Origin of the sequence: Achromobacter pulmonis (assembly GCF_002885955.2) — a bacterium.
Taxonomy (GTDB): Bacteria; Pseudomonadota; Gammaproteobacteria; order Burkholderiales; family Burkholderiaceae_B; genus Achromobacter; species Achromobacter pulmonis_A.
On record NZ_POQS01000007.1, the window covers coordinates 378,185 to 401,339 of the forward strand.

Below are 23,155 nucleotides of genomic sequence, written 5' to 3' on the forward strand. Positions count from 1 at the left end.
GCCTCACAAGGTGTCGGCGGTGCCGAGGATGGCCGTGGCCTGGCTGGACAGCACGCCGCCGTTGGCATGCGCCAGCGAGACGCGGGCATCCGGCACTTGCCGTTCGCCCGCCTCGCCGCGCAGTTGCTGCACCGACTCCAGCAGGGTGAACAAGCCATACATGCCGGGATGATTGCAGGAGAGGCCGCCGCCATTGGTATTCACCGCCAGCCTGCCCCCGGGCGCGATCGCGCCGCCGGCGACGAAGCTTCCGCCTTCGCCCTTGGCGCAGAAGCCCAGATCCTCCAGGAACAGAATGGTATTGATGGTGAAGGCGTCATAGAGCATCACGTGGTCGATATCGCGCGCCGACAGCCCGGCCATGGCGTACGCACGCTGTCCGGACTCGACCGCGCAGGTGGTGGACAGATCCGGCATCGCCGAGATCTGGCGGTGGCTGACCGCCACGCCCGTTCCCAGTATGTAAACGGGCGGCCGGCGCAGATCGCGCGCCCGTTCCGCGCTGACCAGCACCACGGCCGCGCCGCCGTCGGTTACCAGGCAACAGTCCGCCTTGCTGAGCGGGTCGCTGATCATGCGCGAGGCCAGCACGTCGTCGCGTGTGAGCGCGCCGCGCGCGTAGGCGTCGGGATTGCGCTGCGCCCACAGGCGGGCCGCCACCGCCACGTCGGCCAGCTGTTCGCGGGTAGTTCCGTATTGGTGCATGTGCCGGGCGGCCGCGAGCGCATAGCTGGAAATCGGATAGCGCGGCGAGAACGGCGTTTCGTAGGGCTGCGGATCGGGCATGGAGGCCAGCTTGCCGCCGGCCGTCAGCTGATTCGAGCCGTAGCAGATCAATGCCACGTCGCAAAGGCCTGTCTCCAGCGCGGCCATGGCCGATTGGAGGTGGAAAAGGAACGATGCGCCGCCCACCATGGTGCCGTCGGCCTGGCGCGGGCGGATGCCCAGGCGCTCGGCCACGTTGAGCACGGGCAGCCCGGACGTGGACATGGCGCAGTAAAGGCCGTCGACGTCGCGCAGTCCCAGTCCGCAATCCTCCAGCGCCAGGACCGCCGCTTCCTGCAGTTGGTCGAAGGGCGAACGATCGGGGGAATTCCAGCGTCGGGTGTTGCCGATCCCCGCGATCGCGCAGCGGCCACGCAGGCGGGCGCTCATGGGCGTTCTCCTGCGGCGTCGAACACGACGTAGGCGCCGTCATCGCCGGAAACGATGCGGGCGCGGACAGGCAGGCCGATCGCGGGCGAGGAAGCGCCTTCGATGCGCGTCATCATGCGGGCACCGCCTTCCACTTCGACCAGCGTCACGTTGTAATCGCCGGCGCGGTCGCGTACGGTCGTCGTCGAATACACCACGCCCAGTCCGGGCGATTCCCGCCACGTCAATCGCGGACTGCCGCAAGCCCGGCACACCAGGGCAGGCGGAAACCGCACGCTGGCGCAGTCGTCGCAGTGCTGCAACAGAATCCGGCCTTCCAGCAGGCCCGCCTGATGATGGGCGTCAGGTCCCGGCCCATCGAAACGCGCGTCGCTTGCCATGTCCTACCTCCCTTGCCAGATGGGGGCGCGCTTCTCGGCGAACGCTGCCGAACCTTCGCGCGCGTCGGCCGAGGTGAAGACGTGCTCGGTCAGTTCGGTCTGGCGTTGCCAGATTTCATCCGCCGGCCAGCCCTGCGACTCCACGATGACGCGCTTGCTTGCCGCCACCGCCAAGGGCCCGTTGGCCACGATGCGGCGCGCCAGCTCGCGGGCGCGCTGGAGCGCTTCGCCAGGGGCGCTGACCTGATTGATCAGGCCATAGCCCAACGCCCGCGTTGCGGGGAACATGTCGCCGGTGAGCGCCAGTTCCAGGGCCACCCGATAAGGCAGTTGCCGTGGCAGGCGCACGAGGCCGCCCGCGGTGGCGGCCAGGCCGCGTTTGACCTCGGGCACGCCGAACTGGGCATTTTCGGCGGCAACCACCAGATCGCAGGCCAGCACCAGCTCGAAACCGCCCGCCAGCGCGTAGCCTTCTACGGCGGCGATGAGCGGCTTTTTCGGCGGACGCATGGTCAGGCCGCCGAATCCGCGACCCTCGATGCTGGGACGCTCGCCGCGCAGGAAACCTTTCAGGTCCATCCCGGCGCAGAACGATCCGCCGGCGCCCGTCAGGATACCGATGCGCAGATCGTCGCGGGCATCCAGTTCGTCCACGGCCGCCGCGATCGCGCGCGCCACGGCCAGCGTCACGGCGTTGCGGGCCTGGGGCCGGTTGATGGTGATCGTCAATATGCCTTCGCTGCTTTCCAGCAATACTTCGTCCTGCTCCATGGCGGTCTCCTGTTCGTGTCAACGCGGGGCCATGCGCAGGGCTCCGTCCAGACGGATGGTTTCGCCGTTGAGCATGGGATTGGCAATGATGTGTTCGGCCAGCAGCGCATATTCCGCCGGCGTCCCCAGGCGCGCCGGATGAGGCACCGATGCGGAAAGGGTCTTGCGGGCGTCTTCGGATACGCGGGCCAGCATGGGGGTGTCGAAGATGCCGGGCGCGATCGTGCACACGCGAATGGCCTTGCTGGCCAGGTCGCGGGCCGCCACGATGGTCATCCCCACGACCCCGGCCTTGGACGAGGCGTAGCCGATCTGGCCGATCTGGCCTTCATAGGCCGCCACCGACGCCGTCAGGATGCAGACGCCGCGCTCGCCTTCGGCGTCCGGCGCATTGCGGGCCATGTGCGCGGCCGCGATCCGCAGCGTGTTGAATGTTCCGATCAGGTTGATGCGGACGATGTCCGTATAGGTCTCCAGCGATCCTGGATTTCCCTCTTTGTCGACCAGCCGCACCGGTCCGCCCCGGCCCGCGCAGTGCACCAGCACACGCAAGGGGCCGAGCGTGGCCGCCAATTCGCAGGCCGCCTGTACGTCCGCTTCGACGGTGACGTCGGCGGGCGCGAACCGCGCTCCGATCTCGCCGGCCACGCGCTCGCCGTCGGACCCCGGCAGGTCCGCGATCACCACCTTTACACCCTGGGCGGCAAGGCGCCGCGCCGTTGCCAGGCCTAGCCCGGACGCGCCGCCCGTCACGAGCGCGCTACTGCCTTCTGTCTTCATGCCATCGACTCCTTGCCAAAAAGGGAGAACCCATAATACATACCATGCGGTATCTTTTCAACGAAGAAGTTAAGTCGATATTTTTACTAGGGAAAATGCCTATGAATAAACTAAAAGGCGGAGATTGACCTTTAAAGATACCGAATGGTATGTTTGCGTCGAGACGCGATTCCAACCAGGCGCAGCCCGGAAAACAGTCGCCGTCGACCGTTGCACCACGCAGTCCCCCTTCACGCAGCACGGGCGGCCTCGGCCGCCGCAGCGCCGGCGCAGACCGGCGATACAAGACGAGGAGACAGGCATGAAGCGGTTACAACAGTTGTTGCAGATGGCGCTCCCGCTGGCGCTGGCAGCCACGATGGCGGTTCCTGCCGGAGCCGCTCCGGCGCCCATCAAGGTGGGAGTCATCTTCCCGTTATCGGGCGGCGCGGGTCCGCAGGGCCAGCACGTCACGCAGGCCATCCAGGCCATGGCGGCGGTGATCAACGAAGACGGCGGCGTGCTCGGCCGTCCGATCGAGATCGTGTCGCGCGACGACGAATCCACGCCGGCCGTCGGCGTGTCGCGAGCCACGGAACTGGTCAGCGCGGGGGTGTCGGTCATCATCGAGGGCTGGAACAGCCCCGTGACGCTGGCGATGCAGCCGGTGATCGCCCGCGCCGGCGTCCTGGACATCACCGCGATATCCAAGGCGGACCCGATACTCTCCGGCGAAGGCAATCCCCTGGCCATCCGGCTGAACAGCTCCAACGCCCAGGACGGAGCGATCATTGCCGATTACATCGCCAGGACGGCGGGCGCCAAGCGCGTCGCTTTTCTGACCGAGAACGATGCCTATGGCAATGGCGCGCAGGAATCCATCGAAAAAGCCCTGAAGGCGCTCGGCCACCCCTACGAGAAAGTGGCCGAGGAGAAATTTCCTTTCACGCAGGCCGATTTCCGGGTGGCCATGACCAACGTGCGCGCGGCCAAGCCGGACGTTACCGTCGCCATCAACGCGAACGAAGGGCTGGGCATGCCCGCCATCATCCGCCAGGCCCGTCAATCGCGGCTGCCGGGCCAGCTTGTGAGCGCGGTGGGCACCGTGGCGCCCAGCGTCATCAACGTGGCCGGCGATGCGTCGGACGGCCTGATCGGCGCCGACATCTATTTTCCCGACGTGGAGCCCTTCGCGTCGAATCCCGCCAACAAGCGGTTCGTAACGAAGACCCAGCAAATGTTCAAGCTCACGCCCGACAAGTTCATGGCGCTGGGCGCGACCTCGCTGCAGGTATGGGCCCTGGCGGCCAACGAGCTCAAGACGCTGGACCGCGAGCCTGTGGCCAAACGCATCCGCGGCGGCAGCTTCAAGGGCACGCTCATGGGCGACATCACCTTCGACCCCAATGGCCAGCTGCAGTCGCACTACTACCTGTTCACGGTCAAGAACCGCAAGATCGTGGTCAAGCCATGACATCGCCGGCCATGACCGCCGCCTTGCGCGTGCAGGGCCTGGGCGTGTGCTACGGCGCCCTGGTCGCCCTGGAGGACGTCAGCTGGGAAGTCAGCCGGGGCGAGCTGCTGGGCATCATCGGCCCCAACGGCGCCGGCAAGAGCTCCTGCTACGACGCGGTGTCGGCGCTGATTCCCCGGCGTGGCAGCGTTTATCTGCATGGACGCGATATCAGCCGCGTGCCGGCGCACGGCCTGGCGCGTCTGGGCATCAAGCGGGCGTTTCAGCAGAACGCCTTCTTCGACCAGCTGACGGTGCGCGACAACATGGTGGCGGCGCTTGGCGGCACGGCCAGCCTCGGAAACAGCATCTTGCGTCCGCTGGCGGCGGGCCGCCACGCGCAGGCGCTGCGCGAGCAGGCCGGCGATTGCCTGGAGCGGTTCGGCCTGCCGCGGGAAAGCCATGGCCTGCGGCCCCACGAGATCTCGTACGGCATGCAGCGCATGCTGTCGATCGCGCTCGCCTACGGCGCGGGCGCCGAGGTGCTGCTGCTGGACGAACCGGCGGCCGGGCTGGGCGGCACCGACATGACCGCGCTGACCGCCTTGCTGCATTCGCTCAAGGCCGAGGGCGTGGCCCTGGTGGTCATCGAACATCACATGGATCTGATCATGTCGGTCGCCGACCGGATCTGCGTGCTCAACCTGGGCCGGCCGCTGGCCTGCGGGACGCCGGCAGAGATCCAGCGCGATCCGCGCGTGCTGCAGGCCTACCTCGGAGGCGAGCAATGACTTCCTCAACCCCTGTATTGAGCGCGCGCCGGCTGGAAGTCTCGTACGCCGGCAACCGGGTGCTCCAGCTCGACCAGCTGGATATCCGTGCCGGCGAGATCGTCGGCGTTATCGGCGCCAATGGCGCGGGCAAATCGACGCTCATCAACGCGATGCTGGGCTGGTCGCGCGGCCGTCCCGCCGTGAGCGGCGAGGTCTCGCTGTCGGGCAGGCCGGTAGGCCGGCTGCCGACGCACGAGCGCGTGCGCGCCGGCCTGCTGCTGGTGCCGGAATCGCGGCTGGTGTTTTCGCAGATGACCGTCCAGGAGAATCTCACTCCCGCCGTCGCGCCGGTGGAGGAGCCGGGGCGCCGCTACTACCGCCGCGACGACGTCTATGCGCTTTTTCCGCGCTTGCAAGAGCGCCGCCACCATCTCGGCGGACAGCTGTCGGGAGGCGAACGGCAGATGCTGGGCATCGGCCGATCGCTCATGATGGGGCCGCGCGCGTTGTTGCTGGATGAACCTTCCATCGGACTGGCGCCCATGCTGGTGACGCAGGTGCTGCAAAGCCTGCGCGCCCTGGCCAGCGCCGGCCTGGCCGTCCTGCTGGTCGAACAGAACGTGCGCGCCGCCTTGCAGGTGGTCGACCGCCTGCTGCTGCTCGAGCGCGGCAGGCTCGTGCTGCAGGGGCCCGCCGCCGAAGTCGGCGCGGACCCGCGCATCGCGCAGGCCTATCTGGGAGCACATACGGCATGAGCCTGCTACAACAACTGATCAATGGCCTGGTCCTCGGCCATGCCTATGCCCTCATAGCCATCGGCTGGACCCTGTTGCTGGGCGTGGCCCGGCTGGTCAACTTCGGCCACGGCCAGATGTACATGCTGGGCGCCTTCGTCACCTGGTGGGCCACCACCACCGCCGGCCTGCCGTATCTGCTGGCCTTGCCGCTGGCCATGGCCGCCGGCGCGCTGATCGGACTTTTCATGCAGCGCATCATGCTGCGCGCCACCTTCGAACAGAACCTGGTGTCGATCATGATCATGACGCTGGGCTTCGGCTACGTGATGCACGGGGCCGCGTCGCTGGCCTTCGGATCGACCGGCCAGATCCTGGACACCGCATGGTCCCGGCACGATATCGAATTCGGCGAGCTGTGGCTGACGTGGCAGGACGCGGCCATCGTGGCGGCCGCCATCCTGCTGTTCCTGCTGCTCAAGCGCGCGCTCGATGGCAGCCGCGCAGGCCGCCTGGTCCGCATGGTGGCCGAGGATCCCAAGCTCGCACAGCTGGCGGGCATCAACGTGCGCCGGGTCTATTACGGCGTGTTCGCGTTCGAAGGCGCGGCGGTCGCGCTGGCGGCCGGCCTGGTGGCGCCGCGCACTCCCATCCTGACCTCCATGGGTTTCGAGGAGGTGATCATCACCTTCGTGGTGGTGGTGCTGGGAGGCATCGGGAGCGTGACCGGCAGCTATGTCGCCGGGGTCGCGCTCGGCGTTTTCACCGCGCTGTTCAGCGCGTTGATCTCGCCCGCCTATGCGACGGCCGCCGCGTTCGCCGTGCTGATCGCGGTCCTGGTGCTACGCCCCGGTGGCCTGAGCGCCGGCGCCATGAAAGGAGTCCATTGATGGCCACGTTATCCGTCTCCCGCCTCGCGCTGCTGCCGGGCGCCGCCGTCGTGTTCTTCCTGCCCGCCTGGCTGGGCGGCAGCCAGGCCCTTTATAGCGCCGCCGTGCTGATCGCGATCATGGCCGTCATGGCCTATGGCCTGGACGTCATCGTCTCCGACCTGGGCGAGGTCAGCCTCGGCCACACCGTCTTCTTCGCCGCGGGCGCGTATGTGACGGCCTTGCTCGCCACCCGCACCGGAGCGGGCGCCTGGCTGACGCTGGCCGCGTCCATCGCAGTGGCGCTCGGCCTGGCCGCCCTTGTCGGCCTGGTCACGCTGCGCCTGCGCGAATTCGTCTTTTCGCTGGTGACGTACGCCGTCTCGGTGGTGGCGGTGACCTTGGCCGCGAACTGGGCATTCCTGGGAGGCTCGGACGGCATCCGCGGCCTGCCGACGCTGGATCTGTCGATCGGCCCCTGGCCACTGACCGCGGGCAATGACGAGGCGCTCTGGCCCTATGCGTTCGCGCTGCTGGCGGTCACGCTCTATCTGGTGGACCGCTTTCGCCATTCCCGCCTGGGACAGGCCGCGCTCATGGTGCACCTGAATCCGCGCCTGGCCACCATGAACGGCATCGATCCGCTCAAGGTACGCCTGCAGGTATTCCTGTTCTCCGCGCCGATCACGGCCTGCGCGGGCTGGCTCTATGCCTACCAGCGCGCCTACGTGAGCGCCGACATCCTGGAGACCTATTTCCTCATCCTGATGCTGACCGCGGTCGTGCTTGTCGGCCGCCGCCAGCTGCTCGGACCGTTGCTCGCCACGGCGCTGGTGCTGATCCAGGAGAAGTTTTTTTCATTCGGCGGCTATGTCGACAAGATCGTGCTCGGCAGCCTGCTGATCCTTGTTCTGGCCTTTTTCCCGCAAGGGCTCATGGGCCTGCTGACGACGCGTCGCAAGCAGCCCCGAGCCATGGCGACCACACTGGAGAACTCGAAGTGACCGTGATCTGGAATCCGACGCTGGACGATACCGCCACCCGCTGGCAAACCCTGGCCCATCGATTGGGCGCCGAACGCTTCGCGCCGCTGGCGCCCGAGCTGGACCGCGAGCAGCGCTACCCCTGGGAGACCATCTCGGCGCTGGTCGAGCACAAGTTCGCGGGCCTGTTCCTGCCCACCCAATGGGGCGGGCAGGGCGCCGACCTCGTCACCACGGTGGCGGCGGTGGAGGCGCTGGGCACGCACTGCGCGTCGACGGCGGCCATCATGTGCGCCTACCAGCTGGGCGCCTTCCCGCTGCTGCTGGCCGGCACGGACGAGCAAAAGTCCTTCTACCTGCGCGAAATGGCCGAGGGCCGCGCCACCAGCTTCGCCCTTTCCGAGCGGATCGCGGGCTCAGACGCCGCGGCCATCGAAGCCACGGCCGTGCGCGAAGGCGACGGCTGGCGGCTGCGCGGCGAGAAATACTGGATCGGCAATGGCGGCGCCTCGCGCTACTACGTCGTTTTCGCCAAGACCGATCCCGCGGCCGGCGGGCGCGGGATCAGCGCCTTCATGGTCGACAAGGAGCAGGAGGGCGCCGTCATCGACGAACTGTCGGACAAGATGGGCATCCGCGGCACCCAGACTTCGAACCTCAAGCTCGATCTCGTGGTGCCGGAAAGCGCCCGGGTGGGCGAACTCAACCGCGCGCTGCGCCTGGCGCTCCAGACGCTGAACGTCGGCCGCATCATGGTTGCCGCCCAGTCGCTGGGCGTGGCGCTCGCCGGCTACCGCGAGGCGGCCGCCCGCGCGGTCGAGCGGCGGACCTTTGGCCAGCCCATCGGCGAAAACCAGGCCATCGGCTTTCGCCTGGCCGACATGGCGACCGAGATCTCCGCCGCCCGCATGATGCTCTACCAGGCTGCGCAAGCCTATGACCGGGGGGACGACGTGTCCAACCTGGGCGCGATGACCAAACTGTTCGCTTCGGAGGTTTCGCACCGGGTGGTGGACAATACCGTCCAGATCTGGGGCGGGCTGGGCTACTGCAAGCCAACGGTGGCAGAGCGGCTGTACCGCGACCAGCGCATACTTGAAATCTACGAGGGTTCTTCCGAAATCCAGCGGCTGGTGCTGTCGCGAGCGGTTCGCAAGGAGGCGGAAGAGCTGACTAATTGACCCGAATCCGACACGAGGTAGTAATGGTGAGTGCACAACAGAACCCGGCAGAGATGAGCGGCGGCGAGTCGCGAGAGGAAATTCTGCAGGCGGCCGCCGAACTCTTCATGGAGTTCGGCTACGCCGCCACCTCCATCGATGCGGTCGCCCAGCGCCTGGGCGCCACCAAGGGCCGCATCTATCACCATTACCGGAGCAAGGCCGACCTGTTTTTTGACGTGCAGGTGGCGGCGATGACGCGCCTGACCGACCAGATCGAGCCCATCGCCCGCAGCGGCGGCGATGCGGTCGAACGGCTGTCGGCCATGGCGCTGCGCCATACCCAGATCCTGCTCAAGGAACTTCCGATGCAGAAGGTCGCGGTCCAGGGGCTGGAGCGCCATCTGCTCGAAGCGTCCGCGGCGGCCAAGCGGCTGCGGTCCGTGGTGAAGATGCGCGATGACTACGAGCAGATGTTCGTCGAGGTGATCGACGACGGCATCCGCGCCGGTTCGTTCGTGGATCTTCCCGCCAGGCTGTTGAGTAAACCTTTCTTCGGCGCGCTGAACTGGGCCACGGTGTGGTACAGCCAGCGGCGCCTGCAGAGCGAAGAGGCGATCGACGATATCGCGCACACCCTCGCGGCCTATGCGCTGCGGGGTCTACTCAAGGACTCCAACGATGAAGCAGCAAGAGCAACCCCCTTATTCCAATACCATTTGGGATGAGGTCGAAACCTGGTCGCGGGACCGCATCGAAAGCTTCCAGCTCGATGCCCTGCGCAGGCAATTGCGGCGCGTGGCCGACAGCAGCGCGCATTACAGAAAGGTCTTCGCGGACATGGGCTTCGTGCCCGAAGACCTCAAGACCCTGGCGGACCTGAGGCGCCTGCCTTTCACCCACAAACGCGACTATCTCGACGGCCTGCGCGCCGATCCGCCATTCGGCACGCTGGCCGCCGTCCGGCCCGGCGAGGCCGTCCGGGTGCACTTTTCCTCGGGAACCACGGCCCAGCCCGCGCCCGTGCTCTGGACCCAGCATGACGTGGACCGCTGGGCCGAACTCTACGCAAGATATCTCTATGGCCAGGGCCTGCGGCGCGGCGATGTCTTCCAATGCATGTTCAATTACGCCTGGTTCGTGGGCGGCCTGGGGGCGACGCTGGCCGCGCAACGGGTCGGCGCGCTCGTGATCCCGGCTTCATCGGGAGACACGCAGCGCCAGGTGGAAACCATCTTCGAATATGGCACGGACTGCGTCATCGGCACGCCGTCTTTCATGGCCCATATGGCCGAAACGGCCCAATCCATGGGCCGCGACCTGCGCGAAGCGCGGGTGCGCATGGTCTGCGTCGGCGGCGAGCCCGGCGCTAGCGTCGCCGGCACGCGGGAACGCATCGAACGCCTCTGGGGCGCAAAGATGTTCGATTGCTACGGCGCGCTGGAATGCCAGCCCATCGGCTGGGATACCGCGGCGCAGCTCGGTCCCACGCTGGCCGAAGATTTCATCTACGTCGAGGTCCTGCACCCGGACACGCACGAGCCGGTGGCCGACGGCGAACGCGGCGTGCTGGTGCTCACCCATCTCGACAAACAGGCATGTCCGCTGGTGCGCTGGTGGACCGGCGACATCGTGGTGCGCGACAGCCGCCCCGCGCCGGACGGGCGCACCCACGCCCGCCTGCCGGGAGGCGTGCTGGGCCGCGCCGACGACATGCTGATCGTGCGCGGCGTGAACCTCTTTCCGTCCGCCATCGAAGACGTGGTGCGCAGCTTCGCCGGCGTCAGCAACGAGTACGTCATCATCATCGATGACAGCGTGAAAGACCCTAAAACCGGGTTCCTCACCGGCGTGAAGCTGCGGGTCGAACGCGAACCCGGCGCGGGCGCCGATTTGAGCGAGCAGCTGGCGCGGCTGTTGCGCGACCGCCTGAAGGTGCGCTTCCACGTCGAAGTGGTCGAGAACGGCACGCTGCCGCGCACGATCCACAAGGCGAAGCGGGTGCTCCATGTCTGAGCCCGCGACCCCCAGGCCGCTGGCTGGCAAGCGCATCGTCGAGCTCTCGCAATTCATCGCCGGCCCCACTGCGGCTCAGTATCTCGCCGACTTCGGCGCCGACGTGCTGAAGATCGAGTCGCCGCGCGGCGATGGCGTGCGGACTTTGCCGGGCAACGATTTCGGCAGCTTCTATGCGCGCAGCTTCAACACCGGAAAGCGCAGCGAGGTGCTGGACCTGGCCTCGCCCGAAGGGCGCCAGGCCCTGGAAGCGCTGCTGGCGCATGCCGATGCGTTCATCTGCAATCTCGCTCCGGGCTCGCTGGCCCGTCTCGGTCTCCAGGGCGAGGCGCTGCGCGCCCGGCATCCGGGCCTGACCGTCGTGCTCATATCCGGCTACGGCCAGCACGACGACCGCATCTGCATGGACACCATTGCGCAGTGCGAGTCGGGGTTCGCGCTGCTCAACGGCGACGAGGACGGTTCGCCGCGCCTGTCCACCGGCTGGCCGGTGGATATGTTCAGCGGCATGTACGCGGGACTGGCTTGCGCGATGGCGGTGCTGGAAGGCCGCGGACGGCTGATAGACCTTTCCATGATGGAGGTGGCCTCGGCGATGCTGCTGGGGCCGGCGGCGCTGGCGCTGAGCGAAGGCGAGACGCTGGACCCGCCCATGGGCAACCGCGACCGCGCCTCCGCGCCGTCCAGCATTTACCGCTGCGCCGACGGCCACGTCTACATCCTGGGCGGACTCGACAGCTATTGGGCGCGTCTGCGCCCGCTGGTCGGCGCCGACGATGCCCCCATCAAGGAACGCATACGCCGGGCGGCGCATTTCGATGCTCAGGTGGAGGCCTGGACCCTGCCGCAGACCCGCGAAGCGGTGCTCAGGCAGATGCGCGAGCTGCAGATTCCGGCCGGCAACGTCCGGCCGCCCGCCGAAGCGCTGGCGCTCATCCGCGCAATGCGGCCGGGTGCGGTATCGCACGTGCTCGCCAGCGGCGAGCACGTGCCGGCTTTCCCCGCCCTGTTCGACGGCCAACGCATCCCCCGCAGCCCCACGCCTGCCATCGGCGGCGCGCTGCGGCCCCTCTCTTGAATTGAACCCCTGCTTTCAGGTGAGCACGATGAATACTTCCACTTGTACGGATTCGACCCAGGTCATGCGGCCGGGGGTGTTGACAGGCCGCAGCGCGCTGGTGACCGGCGCGGGCTCCGGCATCGGCCGCGGCATCGCCCTGCGTTTGCTGGAACTGGGCATGGACGTGTTTGGCGTCGGGCGGCGCGAAGAGCCGCTGGCCGAAACGGCGGCGATGGCTGAGCGCCTGCCCGGCAGCTTCGGCTACGCCACCGCCAACATCCGCGACACCGCGGCCATCGAGGCGCTGATCGCCGAGGTGGGGGAGCGGCAGGGCATCGATCTGCTGGTCAACAACGCCGGCGGCCAGTTTTTCGCTCCGGCCACGCAGATCAGCCGCAAGGGCTGGGATGCGGTGATCGACACCAACCTGAACTCGGTCTTCGTCGTCACCAAGGCGGCCTACCCGTATCTCAGAAAGCGCAAGGGAGCGGTCGTCAATATTTCATTGTCGGGCGTGGAGCGCGGCTCCATGGGTATCGCCCATTCGATCGCCGCGCGCGCCGGCGTGCTGGGCCTGACGCGCACCCTGGCCCTGGAATGGGCCGCCGACGATATCGCGCTGAACTGCATCGGCCCGGGAGCGGTGATCACGGAAGGGCTGGCGGGCGAGGCCGCGCAGGTCATGCTGGACCGCCTGATCGCCGCCACGCCGATGGGCCGTGCCACTCCCGTCGAAGATGTCGCCGAACTGGTTGCCTTTCTCGCCACGCCGGCCGGCCACCTGATGACCGGCCAGCTATTGCAGATCGACGGAGCCGCCCATCTGGGCAGCGGCTTGCACATGCTGGCCGCATAGCCGGGGGAAGCGATTTATCTGTCCCTAATTTTGATCCGGAGGGACCTCAGGGACCGCTGCGCCGATACAGCGCCAGCGTCCCCGCCAGCCCGATCAGCAGCCCGCCGCAGATGCGATTCAGCCAGTGCAGGCCGGTGCCGCGCAGGGCGCGCACCATCTGCGCGCCGAGGACGGCGTAGGCCAGCATCACTGCGATGTTCATGAGCGCCATGACGCCGGCCAGGATGGCGTATTGGGCGAACAGGGGCGCGGCGGGGTTGATGAATTGCGGCAGGAAGGCGGACATGAAGAGCAGCGCCTTGGGGTTGGTCAGGGCCACCGCGAAGCTGCGCAAGCCCAGGGCCAGGCCGCCGGGGTGGGCGGCGTCGGCCTGAGCGGACGGCATGATGGGGGCGGCGTCGGTGCGCAGCATTTTCCATCCCAGCCAGGCCAGGTAGGCCGCGCCCGCCCATTTGATGAACTGGAACGCGACTTCGGACGCGGCCAGCACCACGCCCAGGCCCGAGGCCACGGTCCCGATCAGGACCAGGTCGGCCAGCACCGCGCCGCCCATGCCCCAGCAGGCCGCGCGCACGCCGTGGCGCGAGCCGTTGCTCATGGCGAGCAGCACGGTGGGGCCGGGGGTGACGATGATGGCGGCCGAGGCCACGATGAAGAGCAGCAGGGTGGCTAGGGTCATGGCGGGGCTCCGGAACTGGAAACAGTTTGCCGCCGCGGCGGCGATCCGTCCAGGTCCGGCTACCATAGCGGTCTTGTCTTCTGAATCTGCATTATGTCCACGCGTCCCGACTTCCCCAATCTGGCCCCCCCGCTTTCCGCCGTCCTGCTTTCCAGCGCGGAGGTGGTCGAGAGCGTGCTGGACGGCCGCTCGCTGACGGACGCGCTGGCCGATGTGGAATCGTCGCTGCGCCCGGCCGTGCAGGCGGTGTCGTTCCATGCGATGCGTTATCTGGGCTGGGCCGACGCCGTGGGGCGCGAACTGGTGCAGCGCTATCCCAGCGTGCTGTTCGAATCGCTGCTGCTGGTGTCGCTGACCCTGCTGAAGGAAGAGGGCGAGGCGGCCGCGGCCTTGCCGGGCATGCCGGTCTACGCGCCCCATACGGTGGTGGACCAGGCGGTGACCGCCGCCGCGCGCAAGCGCGCGCTGGCCTCGTACAAGGGCATGCTCAACGCCTGCCTGCGCCGCTTCCTGCGCGAACGCGCCGCGCTCCAGGCCGCGGTGGCCGACAGCCCCGAGGCCGAATGGAACCATCCGGGCTGGTGGGTGAAGCAGCTGCGCGTGGCCTATCCGCAGCAATGGCAGGAGATCCTGGCCAGCGCCAACGTGCCGGCGCCTCTCACCCTGCGCGTGAACCGCCGCCGGGCCAGCCGCGAGCAGGTGCTGGCCGCCTTCGAGGCGGCGGGCCTGCAGGCCGAGCCGGTGGGCCAGTCCGGCCTGGCGCTGTCCACGCCGCGGCCCGTGGCCCAACTGCCCGGATTCGCCGAGGGCTGGTGGTCGGTGCAGGACGCCGGCGCGCAGCTGGCGGCCGAACTGCTGGCGCCGGCCGACGGCATGCGGGTGCTGGACGCCTGCTCGGCGCCGGGCGGCAAGACCGCGCACCTGCTGGAGCTGGCCGACATCGACCTTCTGGCGCTGGACGCCGACGCCGGGCGACTGGCCCGCGTGCAGCAGAACCTGGACCGTCTCGGCCTGGCCGGCGGCCACGTGCGGCTGAAGGCGGCCGACGCCGCCGACCTGGACAGCTGGTGGGACGGCAAGCCGTTCGAGGCGGTGCTGGCGGACGTGCCGTGCACGGCCTCGGGCATCGTGCGCCGCCATCCCGACATCCGCTGGCTGCGGCGCGAGAACGACGTGCGCCGCACGGCCGTGCTGCAGGCCAGGATCCTGGACGCCCTGTGGCGCACCGTGGCGCCCGGCGGCCGGTTGCTCTATGTAACGTGTTCGGTGTTCCCGCTGGAGGGCGTGCGCCAGGCGCTGGAGTTCGCGCAGCGCCATCCCGAGGCGATCCGGCTCGATGCGCCCGGCCAGCTGCTGCCAGTTGCGCTCGATGCAACACCCGCGGCGCAGCGCGACGGTTTTTTCTATGCCTTGTTTGCCAAGCAGTCCTGAATCGCCAAGAATAGGGGCATGACGTAGTCTCGGTGTCGTATGTCCATTATCTCGCGCGTATTTCTTGGGTTGTTGCTGGCATCTGCCTTGCTTTCGCTCGTGCCGGGCGGAGCGGCCCATGGGGCCGAACCCAAGGTCACACAGGTGCGCCCGATGGTGCGCGACGGCAAGCTCGAGATCGACGCGGACATCGAATTCGGACTGAACGACCAGTTGCGCGACGCCGCCCAGCGCGGCGTGCCGCTGTATTTCACGGCCGATCTCACCATCACGCGCGAGCGCTGGTGGTGGTTCGACAAGTCCCTGGTGGACACCTCCCGGACCTGGCGCATCGTGTATAACGCGCTGACCCGGCAGTGGCGCGCCGGCGTGGGCGAACTATCGTTCCCGGTGGCCTCGCTGGACGAGGCCATGAGCGTGGTCCGGCACGTGCGCAACTGGCCGGTGGCCGACGCCGCCGAGTTCGACGCCGACGTGCTCTACGGCGGCCAGCTGCGCCTGCGCCTGGACACCTCCATGCTGCCGCGGCCGTTCCAGGTCAATGCGCTAAATAGCAGTTCCTGGGTGCAGACCACGCCCTGGACCGACTTCTCGTTCGTGCTGAGCGACAAGGAGAAAAACCCCTCATGAGGCTGTTGCTTCGGCTGGCCCTGATGATCGGCGCGGTGAGCGGCCTGGCCCTGCTGGGTCTGCTGGCCTGGTCTACCGGCAATGCCTCGCGCTTCGCGCGCTATTACGACACGCTGCTGGTGCTGAACGGGATTTTCGCGCTGGCGCTCTTCGTCTGGGTGGTGGCGCTGACCGTGCGGCTGGCCCGGCAGATCCGCCGGCGCCAGTTCGGCGCGCGGCTGACGGCGCGCTTCGCCCTGGCGTTCGCCCTGATCGGCGTGGTGCCCGGCGCCCTGATCTACACCGTGTCGGTGCAGTTCATGTCGCGCTCCATCGAATCCTGGTTCAACGTGCGCGTGGACACCGCGCTGGAGGCGGGCCTGAACCTGGGCCGGGCGGCGCTGGATTCGCTGCTGGCCGACCTGGATGCGCGCGCCCGCTCCATGGCGATGGAGCTCAACCGCAGCAGCGACAGCGCGGTGGCGCTGACCCTGACCCGGCTGCGCGAGGCCAACGGCGTGCAGGAAGCGATGGTGTTCACCGGCAGCGGGCGCATGGTGGCGTTTTCCACCAGCCAGTACGGCCAGCTGCTGCCGGCCATGCCGCCGTCCACCGTCATGAACCAGCTGCGGCTGGCGCGCGGCTACTCCGCGGCCGAGGCCGACGATCCCATGACGCCCGGCGCCGAAGGCGGGCTGCACCTGCGCGTGGTGATCCCGCTGACCGGCCCGGACCGCTACGACAACCTGCTGGGCACGGCTTCCGAACCGCGCTGGCTGCAGCTGCTGCAGCCCGTGCCCGAGCAGATCGCGCACAACGCCAACCAGGTGCAGCAGGGCTTTCGCGACTACCAGGAACTGGCGCTGTCGCGGCTGGGCCTGCGCAAGCTGTACGGCATCACGCTGACCCTGGCGCTGCTGCTGGCGGCGTTTGGCGCCATCGCGGTGGCGCTGTCGCTGTCCAAGCGGCTGGTGCGCCCGCTGCTCAGCCTGGCCGGCGGCACGCAGGCGGTGGGGGTGGGCGACTACCGTCCGCTGCCCGAGCCGCCGGAGCGCGACGAAGTGGGCCAGCTGACCCGTTCCTTCAACGCCATGACGCGCCAGCTCGACGAGGCGCGCCGCATGGTCGAGAGCAACCGCCAGCAGCTCGAACGCTCCAACGTCTACCTGGAAAGCGTGCTGTCGAACCTGTCCTCCGGGGTGCTGGTGTTCGACGAATCGTTCCGGGTCACCACCGTCAACCAGGGCGCCCAGACCATCCTGGGCGCCGACCTGCGCTCGGTCATCGGCCGCCCGCTGGAGACGGCCGACGGCATGCTGGAATTCGCCAATATCGTGCGCCAGGCGTTTTCCGCGCATGCGGCGGTGGGCTCCGAGCGCCAGCACTGGCAGCAGCAGTTCGAGATCAGCCCGGTGCAGGGCGGCGCGTCGGCCGCGCCGCAGCCCCTGACCCTGCTGGCGCGCGGCACCCACCTGAAGGTGGACGGGCGCGGCAACGGCTACCTGGTGGTGTTCGACGACATCACCGAAGTGATATCGGCCAACCGCACGGTGGCCTGGGGCGAGGTGGCGCGGCGGCTGGCGCACGAGATCAAGAACCCGCTGACCCCGATCCAGCTGTCGGCCGAGCGCCTGGCCATGAAACTCGAAGGCAAGCTGCCCCCGGCCGAGGCCCAGATCGTCGAGCGCTCCACCAACACCATCGTCAACCAGGTGGCCTCGCTCAAGCAGATGGTGGACGACTTCCGCGAATACGCCCGCACGCCGCCGGCCGTGATGCAGCGGATCGATTTCAACGCGCTGGTGGCCGATGTGCTGTCGCTGTACGGCTGGGAGCCCGACGGCGGCTCGCCGCGGCATGGCGAAAAGGCGCTGAACCTGGACGTGACGCTGGGGGCCGACCTGCCGGCCATCGAGGGCGATCCGACCCAGCTGCGCCAGGTGATCCACAACCTGCTGTCCAACGCCCGCGACGCCATCGCCGAGCAGGGCGGGCAGGGGCGGGTCAGCGTCACCACGCAGCTGATGCGCAGCGAACAGCCCGATCGGGCCGACCAGAAGGCGCTCCGGTTCACCGTGGCCGACACCGGGCCGGGCTTCCCGCCCCAGGTGATGCAGCGCGCGTTCGAGCCGTACGTCACCACCAAGTCCCACGGGACTGGGTTAGGATTGGCCATCGTGCGCAAGATCGTGGAAGAACACGGCGGGCGCATCGACCTTGCCAACCGCAAGGACGGGGGCGCGCGGATCTCCATATTGTTGACCCGGCTGGCTTCCGAGGCCGATACTATGGACGCGACCGCGCAAGAAAAGGATAATGCGGCTACGCAATAGGTGGATGCTTTATGGCCAGAATTCTGGTGGTTGACGACGAAGTCGGTATTCGCGAGCTTTTGTCGGAGATCCTTTACGACGAAGGACACACGGTCGAGCTGGCTGAAAACGCCGCGCAGGCGCGCGCGGCAAGGCTGCGCATGCGTCCCGACCTGGTGCTGCTGGACATCTGGATGCCCGACACCGACGGCGTCAGCCTGCTCAAGGAATGGGGCTCGCAAGGCCTGCTGGACATGCCCGTCATCATGATGAGCGGCCATGCCACCATCGACACGGCGGTCGAGGCCACGCGCATCGGCGCCATGGATTTCCTCGAAAAACCCATCACGCTGCAGCGCCTGCTGAAAACCGTGGCCGCCGGCCTGGCGCGCGGACGCGCGCCGCATCCGGCGCCCGTGGCCGCGCATCCGGCGGCCGCCAGCCCCGCCGTGGCGCTCGAAGACGAACTCGATCCCCCCGCCCTGGCCGCCGCCGCGCCGGCCAACGAGATCCCGGCCACCTCCAACGGCCAGCTGGGCAGCATCTCGCTGGACCAGCCGCTGCGTGAGGCGCGCGACGAATTCGAGCGCATCTACTTCGAATACCACCTGGTCCGCGAAAGCCACAGCATGACCCGGGTGTCGGAGCGCACCGGCCTGGAGCGCACCCACCTCTACCGCAAGCTCAAGCAATTGGGCATCGAGTCCGCCCGCAAGCGGAGCACATGAAGATCCTGATCATGGGCGCTGGCCGCGTGGGAACCAGCGTGGCCGAGAACCTGGTGTCCGAAGAGAACGACATCACGGTCGTCGATTCCGATCCCGCCCAGCTTCAGTACCTGCAAGAACACTTCGACCTGCGCGTGGTCCATGGCGACGGCTCGCAGGTGTCGGTGCTGGAAGCCGCCGGCGCCGCCGACACCGACCTGCTGATCGCCTGTGCGGCCTCCGACACGGCCAATATGGTGGCCTGCAAGATCGCGCGCCAGCTGTTCAACATCCCCCGCCGCATCGCCCGGATCCGCTCGGTGGAGTTCGCCGAGCATCCCGAGCTCATGAGCGAAGAGGGCTTCTGTATCGACGCGCTCATCAGTCCCGAGCGCAGCGTCACCACCTACCTGCACAGCCTGATCGAGTTCCCCGAAGCCCTGCAGGTGGTGGAATTCGCCGAAGGCCGCGTCAGCGTCGTGACGGTGCGGGTCGGGCACGGCAGCCCGATGGCGCATTCGCCGGTGGATCGGCTGCGCGACGTCTGGCCCGACGTGAAGGCCCGCGTCATCGACGTGCTGCGCGGCGGACGGCCGCTGCGCGCCGGCAGCGGCACCGTCATCGCCCCGGGCGACGAAGTGGTGCTGGTGGTGGACTCGCGCGACGCGCGCCGGGCGGTGCGCCAGCTGCGCGAAGCCGAGCGCGACGTGCGCCGGGTGATGATCGCCGGCGGCGGCAATATCGGCCTGCGCCTGGCGCGCGAGCTGGCCGAGGAGCAATACAGCGTGCGCATCATCGAGCGCGACCTCAAGCGCTGCGAGTACCTGGCCACGCAGCTGCCCGACAGCGTGCTGGTCCTGCACGGCAGCGGCACCGACGAGGCCCTGCTGGAACGCGAAAGCATCGAGGACATGGACACCTGGCTGGCGCTCACCAGCGACGACGAGGACAACATCATGTCCTCGCTGCTGGCCAAGCGCCTGGGCGCGCGCAAGGTGATCGCGCTGATCAACCGCCAGGCCTATGGCGAACTGATGCAGGGCAGCCATATCGACATCGCGGTATCGCCGTCCCAGGCCACCATGAGCGAGCTGCTGCGCCACGTGCGCCGCGGCGACGTGGCCGCGGTGCACCGCCTGCGCCAGGGCGTGGCCGAGGCGCTGGAAGCCATCGCCCACGGCGACCGCTCCAATTCCAAGGTGGTCGGGCGCAAGGTGGGTCAGATCAGCCTGCCCAAGGGCGCCAGCATCGGCGCGCTGGTGCGCGGCGACGAGATCATCCTGCCCGATGCGGATACCGAAATCGAATCGGACGACCACGTCATCGTCTTCGTGCCCTCGCGCCGGCAGATGCCGCGCGTCGAAAAGCTGTTCCAAGTCTCGGCGTCGTTCTTCTGATCCATGAAGCGCGTCCTGGCGACCCTCTACATCCTGGGCCTGACGATGGTGATGTTCGCGCTCACCATGCTGATCCCGCTGGGCGTGGCCTATGTGGGCGGCGACGCGGCGCGCGACGCTTTCCTGGACGGATTCCTGATCTCGGTGGGCATCGGCGGCGGCCTGGCGGTGCTGACCCGCCGCGCCCGCTGCGAGCTGCGCGCGCGCGACGGCTTCGTGCTGGTGTCGGCGGTCTGGGCCGGCCTGCCGCTGCTGGCGGCCATTCCGCTGCTGCTCTACTTTCATGGGGCGGGGCTGCCGCTGTCGTTCACCGGCGCCTATTTCGAGGCCATGTCGGGCCTGACCACCACCGGCGCCACGGTCCTGTCCAACCTGGATGCGCTGCCGGCCTCCATCAACCTGTGGCGCGCCACCCTGATCTGGGTGGGCGGCATGGGCATCCTGGTGCTGGCCGTGGCCATTCTGCCGCTGCTCGGCGTGGGCGGCCACCAGGTGGTGCGGGCCGAAACGCCGGGGCCGATGAAGGACGAACGGCTGACGCCGCGCATCGCCAGCACGGCCAAGGCGCTGTACGCCGTGTATTTCGCCTTCTCCATTCTGTGCTTCCTGGCCTACCGCGCGGTCGGCCTGTCGTGGTTCGAGGCCTGGTGCCACATGGCCACGACCATGGGGCTGGGCGGCTTCTCCACCTGGGACGACGGCTTCGCCCATTTCGATTCGGTGGCCGTGGAAATGGTGGCGATGGTGTTCATGCTGATCGCCGGCATCAACTTCGCCACCCATTTCAACGCCTTGCGCCAGCGCAGCCTGCGGGCCTATGTGATCTGCCCCCAGGCGATTCCGTACCTGGTCCTGGTGCTGGGGACGGGGCTGGTCATCTCCGTTTTCATTTTCTGGAAAGGCGTCTATGCCGATCCGCTGCAGGCGCTGCGCTACGGGATGTTCAACACCATCTCCATGGCCACCACGACCGGCTACGCCAACACCGATTTCGCGCAGTGGCCGCTGTTCGCGCCGCTGACGATGCTGCTGCTGTCGGGCGTGGCCACCTCGGCCGGGTCCACCGGGGGCGGCATCAAGATCATCCGCGCCATCCTGCTGGTCAAGCAGGCCCGCAACGAACTGGTGACCATGCTGCACCCGCACGCGGTCAGCCCGGTGCGGATCAACGGCAGGGCGGTCGAAGCCCGCACCATGTCCTCGGTGCTGGCCTTCATGCTGTTCTACGGCCTGTCCATCGCCGTGTTCACCAGCCTCCTGCTGCTGTCAGGCCTGGACCCGATCACGGCGTTCTCGGCCGTGTTCGCCAGCATCAACAACACCGGTCCCGGCCTGGGCCCGGTCGGCCCCATGGGCAATTTCGCGGTGCTGTCCGACTTCCAGATCTGGGTCTGCACCTTCGCCATGCTGATCGGCCGCCTCGAGCTGCTGACCGTGCTGGTGCTGTTCACGCCGATCTTCTGGCGCAAGTAGCCCGGCAGGCCTCAAATTTATTGGGGATAACCCTATATAGGGTTATCCCTCTCATCCTCCGAAGCCCCGTCCAGACTGGCCTGGCGAGCGCCGCAGGCCGGAAACCCGCGCCATTTCTATGCGGTAAGCGCTCGCTCACTTTCTCTCGCAGGGAAAAACCGAAGGTTTCCTGATGTTGCACATAAATGTCACGATTTTCCTTCGTTTTGCCACAAAGTAGCGGCTATCATGCAAGCACAAGCTGCCGTCTAGTGCCCCCCGGGAAGTTGCCGGGCTTCAAGGTCGAACGGCGCACTCCCTCATCAAACATTCAAAGGAGTCCGAGATGGAACAGATTCCGTTCATTTCGTCGGCCCCCAACACCCTGGGCATCGAGCTCGAGCTGCAACTGATCGACCCCCGCAGTTTTGACCTTACCGCAGCCTCTGACGAGCTGCTGGCCCAGATGGCCAACCACCCCATCGCCGACCGCGTCAAACCGGAAATCACGCGCTCGATGATCGAATTGAATTCGTCGGTGCACGAGCACCCGATGGGCCTGCTGGCCGAGATGCGCGAGATGCGCGATGCGCTTGTCGAGGCGGCCGACGCCGTCGGTGTGTCCGTTGCGGGCGGCGGCGCCCATCCCTTCATGCGCTGGCAGGAGCGCTCCATTTCCGACACGCCGCGCTTCCAGTACCTGGCCGAAATGTATGGTTACCTGGCGCGTCAATTTACTGTCTTCGGCCAGCACATCCACCTGGGCGTCCGAAACGGCGACGACTCCATCAAGCTGCTGCGCCGCCTGTCGCCCTACGTGCCGCACTTCATCGCGCTGTCGGCCTCGTCGCCGTACTGCGAGGGCGTGGACACGCTGTTCGCCTGCTCGCGCCTGAACGCGGTCAACAGCTTCCCGCTGGCCGGCCACATGCCGCCCGAGGTCAAGGACTGGTATCAGTTCGAGGCCCATCTGGCGCAGCTGCGCGCCTACGGCCTGGCCGAGAGCATCAAGGACCTGTACTGGGACATCCGCCCCAAGCCGGAGTTCGGCACGGTCGAGATCCGCGTCTGCGATACCCCGCTGACGGTCGAGCGCGCCTGCCAGATCGCTGCCTTCGCCCAGGCCCTGGCGGTGCTGCTGATGCGCGAGGACGATCCCAGCGACAACGCCTGGCTGTCCTACCGCAGCAACCACTTCCAGGCCTGCCGTTTCGGCCTGCAGGGCAGCTACGTCACGCCGGACGGCCAGCGCCTGCGCCTGATGGACCATCTGCGGGTGCTGTTCCAGCGCCTGATGCCGGTGGCCGAAGAGCTGGGCACGGGCGACATGATCGCCACGTTGCGCGACGAGTCCATGCGCAGCGGCAACGATTCGCGCTGGCTGCGCAGCCAGTTCCACCGCCTGCGCGACCTGCCGCTGCTGGTCGAGGCCATGTCCAACGCCTGGCGCGGCGTGGCCGCCGGCGCCCAGGCGCCGGCCGAGCCCACCGCGGTGCTGCGCCGCCGTATCCGGGCCACGTCCGAGCCCATGCAGGCCCTGCCGGCCTCCGAGCCCGGGGTCAGCGTGCCCATGCCGGACCGTCTGCACTAGCCTGCCGC

The 23,155-nt window shown here is 67.9% G+C and carries 22 protein-coding genes; 17 read left to right on the plus strand and 5 right to left on the minus strand.

Annotated features, from left to right (window positions below):
* Positions 1 to 3: 3 nt before the first annotated feature.
* The 4 genes from C1I89_RS26030 to C1I89_RS26045 are packed head-to-tail and all read right to left on the minus strand — an operon-like array spanning position 4 to position 3,086.
* Complete coding sequence (locus C1I89_RS26030; RefSeq protein ID WP_102775274.1) at positions 4 to 1,155, minus strand: thiolase; 1,152 nt, start codon at positions 1,153 to 1,155, stop codon at positions 4 to 6.
* The gene (locus C1I89_RS26035) at positions 1,152 to 1,535 is read right to left on the minus strand and encodes a Zn-ribbon domain-containing OB-fold protein (protein ID WP_102775275.1); all 384 of its coding nucleotides are present in this window, start codon (positions 1,533 to 1,535) and stop codon (positions 1,152 to 1,154) included. The genes C1I89_RS26030 and C1I89_RS26035 overlap by 4 nt, the downstream gene beginning before the upstream one ends.
* Positions 1,536 to 1,538: 3 nt before the next feature.
* Positions 1,539 to 2,306, minus strand: coding sequence for a crotonase/enoyl-CoA hydratase family protein (locus C1I89_RS26040; RefSeq protein WP_102775276.1), 768 nt, complete (start codon positions 2,304 to 2,306; stop codon positions 1,539 to 1,541).
* 18 nt (positions 2,307 to 2,324) lie between these two features.
* Entirely contained in the window at positions 2,325 to 3,086 is a 762-nt protein-coding gene (locus C1I89_RS26045) for an SDR family NAD(P)-dependent oxidoreductase (RefSeq protein WP_102775277.1), read from the minus strand.
* A gap of 301 nt (positions 3,087 to 3,387) precedes the next feature.
* Between C1I89_RS26045 and C1I89_RS26050 the strand changes: the two genes are divergently transcribed.
* The 10 genes from C1I89_RS26050 to C1I89_RS26095 are packed head-to-tail and all read left to right on the plus strand — an operon-like array spanning position 3,388 to position 12,969.
* Complete coding sequence (locus tag C1I89_RS26050) at positions 3,388 to 4,539, plus strand: ABC transporter substrate-binding protein (RefSeq protein ID WP_102775278.1); 1,152 nt, start codon at positions 3,388 to 3,390, stop codon at positions 4,537 to 4,539.
* Positions 4,536 to 5,309, plus strand: a complete 774-nt coding sequence (locus C1I89_RS26055) for an ABC transporter ATP-binding protein (RefSeq protein ID WP_102775279.1) — start codon at positions 4,536 to 4,538, stop codon at positions 5,307 to 5,309. Before C1I89_RS26050 ends, C1I89_RS26055 begins: the two co-directional genes overlap by 4 nt.
* Positions 5,306 to 6,046 carry an ABC transporter ATP-binding protein gene (locus tag C1I89_RS26060; RefSeq protein ID WP_102775280.1) on the plus strand — a complete coding sequence of 247 codons (741 nt, stop codon included), beginning with the start codon at positions 5,306 to 5,308 and terminating at the stop codon, positions 6,044 to 6,046. Before C1I89_RS26055 ends, C1I89_RS26060 begins: the two co-directional genes overlap by 4 nt.
* Entirely contained in the window at positions 6,043 to 6,915 is an 873-nt protein-coding gene (locus tag C1I89_RS26065; RefSeq protein WP_102775281.1) for a branched-chain amino acid ABC transporter permease, read from the plus strand. The genes C1I89_RS26060 and C1I89_RS26065 overlap by 4 nt, the downstream gene beginning before the upstream one ends.
* Positions 6,915 to 7,898 (plus strand): branched-chain amino acid ABC transporter permease, encoded by a 984-nt coding sequence (locus C1I89_RS26070; protein WP_102775282.1) that lies wholly within the window; start codon positions 6,915 to 6,917, stop codon positions 7,896 to 7,898. Before C1I89_RS26065 ends, C1I89_RS26070 begins: the two co-directional genes overlap by 1 nt.
* Complete coding sequence (locus C1I89_RS26075) at positions 7,895 to 9,058, plus strand: acyl-CoA dehydrogenase family protein (RefSeq protein ID WP_102775283.1); 1,164 nt, start codon at positions 7,895 to 7,897, stop codon at positions 9,056 to 9,058. The genes C1I89_RS26070 and C1I89_RS26075 overlap by 4 nt, the downstream gene beginning before the upstream one ends.
* Before the next feature lie 53 nt (positions 9,059 to 9,111).
* On the plus strand, positions 9,112 to 9,765 hold the full coding sequence (locus tag C1I89_RS26080) for a TetR/AcrR family transcriptional regulator (protein WP_258231527.1): 654 nt from the start codon (positions 9,112 to 9,114) through the stop codon (positions 9,763 to 9,765).
* Entirely contained in the window at positions 9,719 to 11,053 is a 1,335-nt protein-coding gene (locus tag C1I89_RS26085; protein ID WP_102775285.1) for a phenylacetate--CoA ligase family protein, read from the plus strand. Before C1I89_RS26080 ends, C1I89_RS26085 begins: the two co-directional genes overlap by 47 nt.
* On the plus strand, positions 11,046 to 12,131 hold the full coding sequence (locus C1I89_RS26090) for a CoA transferase (RefSeq protein ID WP_102775286.1): 1,086 nt from the start codon (positions 11,046 to 11,048) through the stop codon (positions 12,129 to 12,131). Before C1I89_RS26085 ends, C1I89_RS26090 begins: the two co-directional genes overlap by 8 nt.
* A gap of 28 nt (positions 12,132 to 12,159) precedes the next feature.
* Entirely contained in the window at positions 12,160 to 12,969 is an 810-nt protein-coding gene (locus tag C1I89_RS26095) for an SDR family NAD(P)-dependent oxidoreductase (protein ID WP_102775287.1), read from the plus strand.
* 46 nt (positions 12,970 to 13,015) lie between these two features.
* Here the strand turns inward: C1I89_RS26095 and C1I89_RS26100 are convergent, their stop codons facing one another.
* Positions 13,016 to 13,648 (minus strand): LysE family translocator, encoded by a 633-nt coding sequence (locus C1I89_RS26100; RefSeq protein WP_102775288.1) that lies wholly within the window; start codon positions 13,646 to 13,648, stop codon positions 13,016 to 13,018.
* A gap of 93 nt (positions 13,649 to 13,741) precedes the next feature.
* On the opposite strand from C1I89_RS26100, the gene rsmB reads away from it, so the two are divergent.
* The 7 genes from rsmB (at position 13,742) to C1I89_RS26135 (ending at position 23,147) form a co-directional block, all read left to right on the plus strand.
* Positions 13,742 to 15,079, plus strand: coding sequence for a 16S rRNA (cytosine(967)-C(5))-methyltransferase RsmB (gene rsmB, locus C1I89_RS26105; protein ID WP_102775289.1), 1,338 nt, complete (start codon positions 13,742 to 13,744; stop codon positions 15,077 to 15,079).
* Positions 15,080 to 15,118: 39 nt separating this feature from the next.
* Entirely contained in the window at positions 15,119 to 15,709 is a 591-nt protein-coding gene (locus C1I89_RS26110) for a DUF4390 domain-containing protein (RefSeq protein ID WP_102775290.1), read from the plus strand.
* Positions 15,706 to 18,021, plus strand: a complete 2,316-nt coding sequence (locus C1I89_RS26115; RefSeq protein WP_102775291.1) for a sensor histidine kinase — start codon at positions 15,706 to 15,708, stop codon at positions 18,019 to 18,021. The genes C1I89_RS26110 and C1I89_RS26115 overlap by 4 nt, the downstream gene beginning before the upstream one ends.
* Before the next feature lie 11 nt (positions 18,022 to 18,032).
* Positions 18,033 to 18,728: a response regulator gene (locus tag C1I89_RS26120; protein WP_102775292.1), complete on the plus strand. Its 696-nt coding sequence runs from the start codon at positions 18,033 to 18,035 to the stop codon at positions 18,726 to 18,728.
* The gene (gene trkA, locus C1I89_RS26125; protein WP_102775293.1) at positions 18,725 to 20,104 is read left to right on the plus strand and encodes a Trk system potassium transporter TrkA; all 1,380 of its coding nucleotides are present in this window, start codon (positions 18,725 to 18,727) and stop codon (positions 20,102 to 20,104) included. Before C1I89_RS26120 ends, trkA begins: the two co-directional genes overlap by 4 nt.
* 3 nt (positions 20,105 to 20,107) lie before the next feature.
* On the plus strand, positions 20,108 to 21,577 hold the full coding sequence (locus tag C1I89_RS26130) for a TrkH family potassium uptake protein (RefSeq protein WP_102775294.1): 1,470 nt from the start codon (positions 20,108 to 20,110) through the stop codon (positions 21,575 to 21,577).
* A gap of 325 nt (positions 21,578 to 21,902) precedes the next feature.
* Positions 21,903 to 23,147 carry a YbdK family carboxylate-amine ligase gene (locus C1I89_RS26135; protein WP_102775295.1) on the plus strand — a complete coding sequence of 415 codons (1,245 nt, stop codon included), beginning with the start codon at positions 21,903 to 21,905 and terminating at the stop codon, positions 23,145 to 23,147.
* The last annotated feature ends 8 nt before the right edge of the window (positions 23,148 to 23,155 follow it).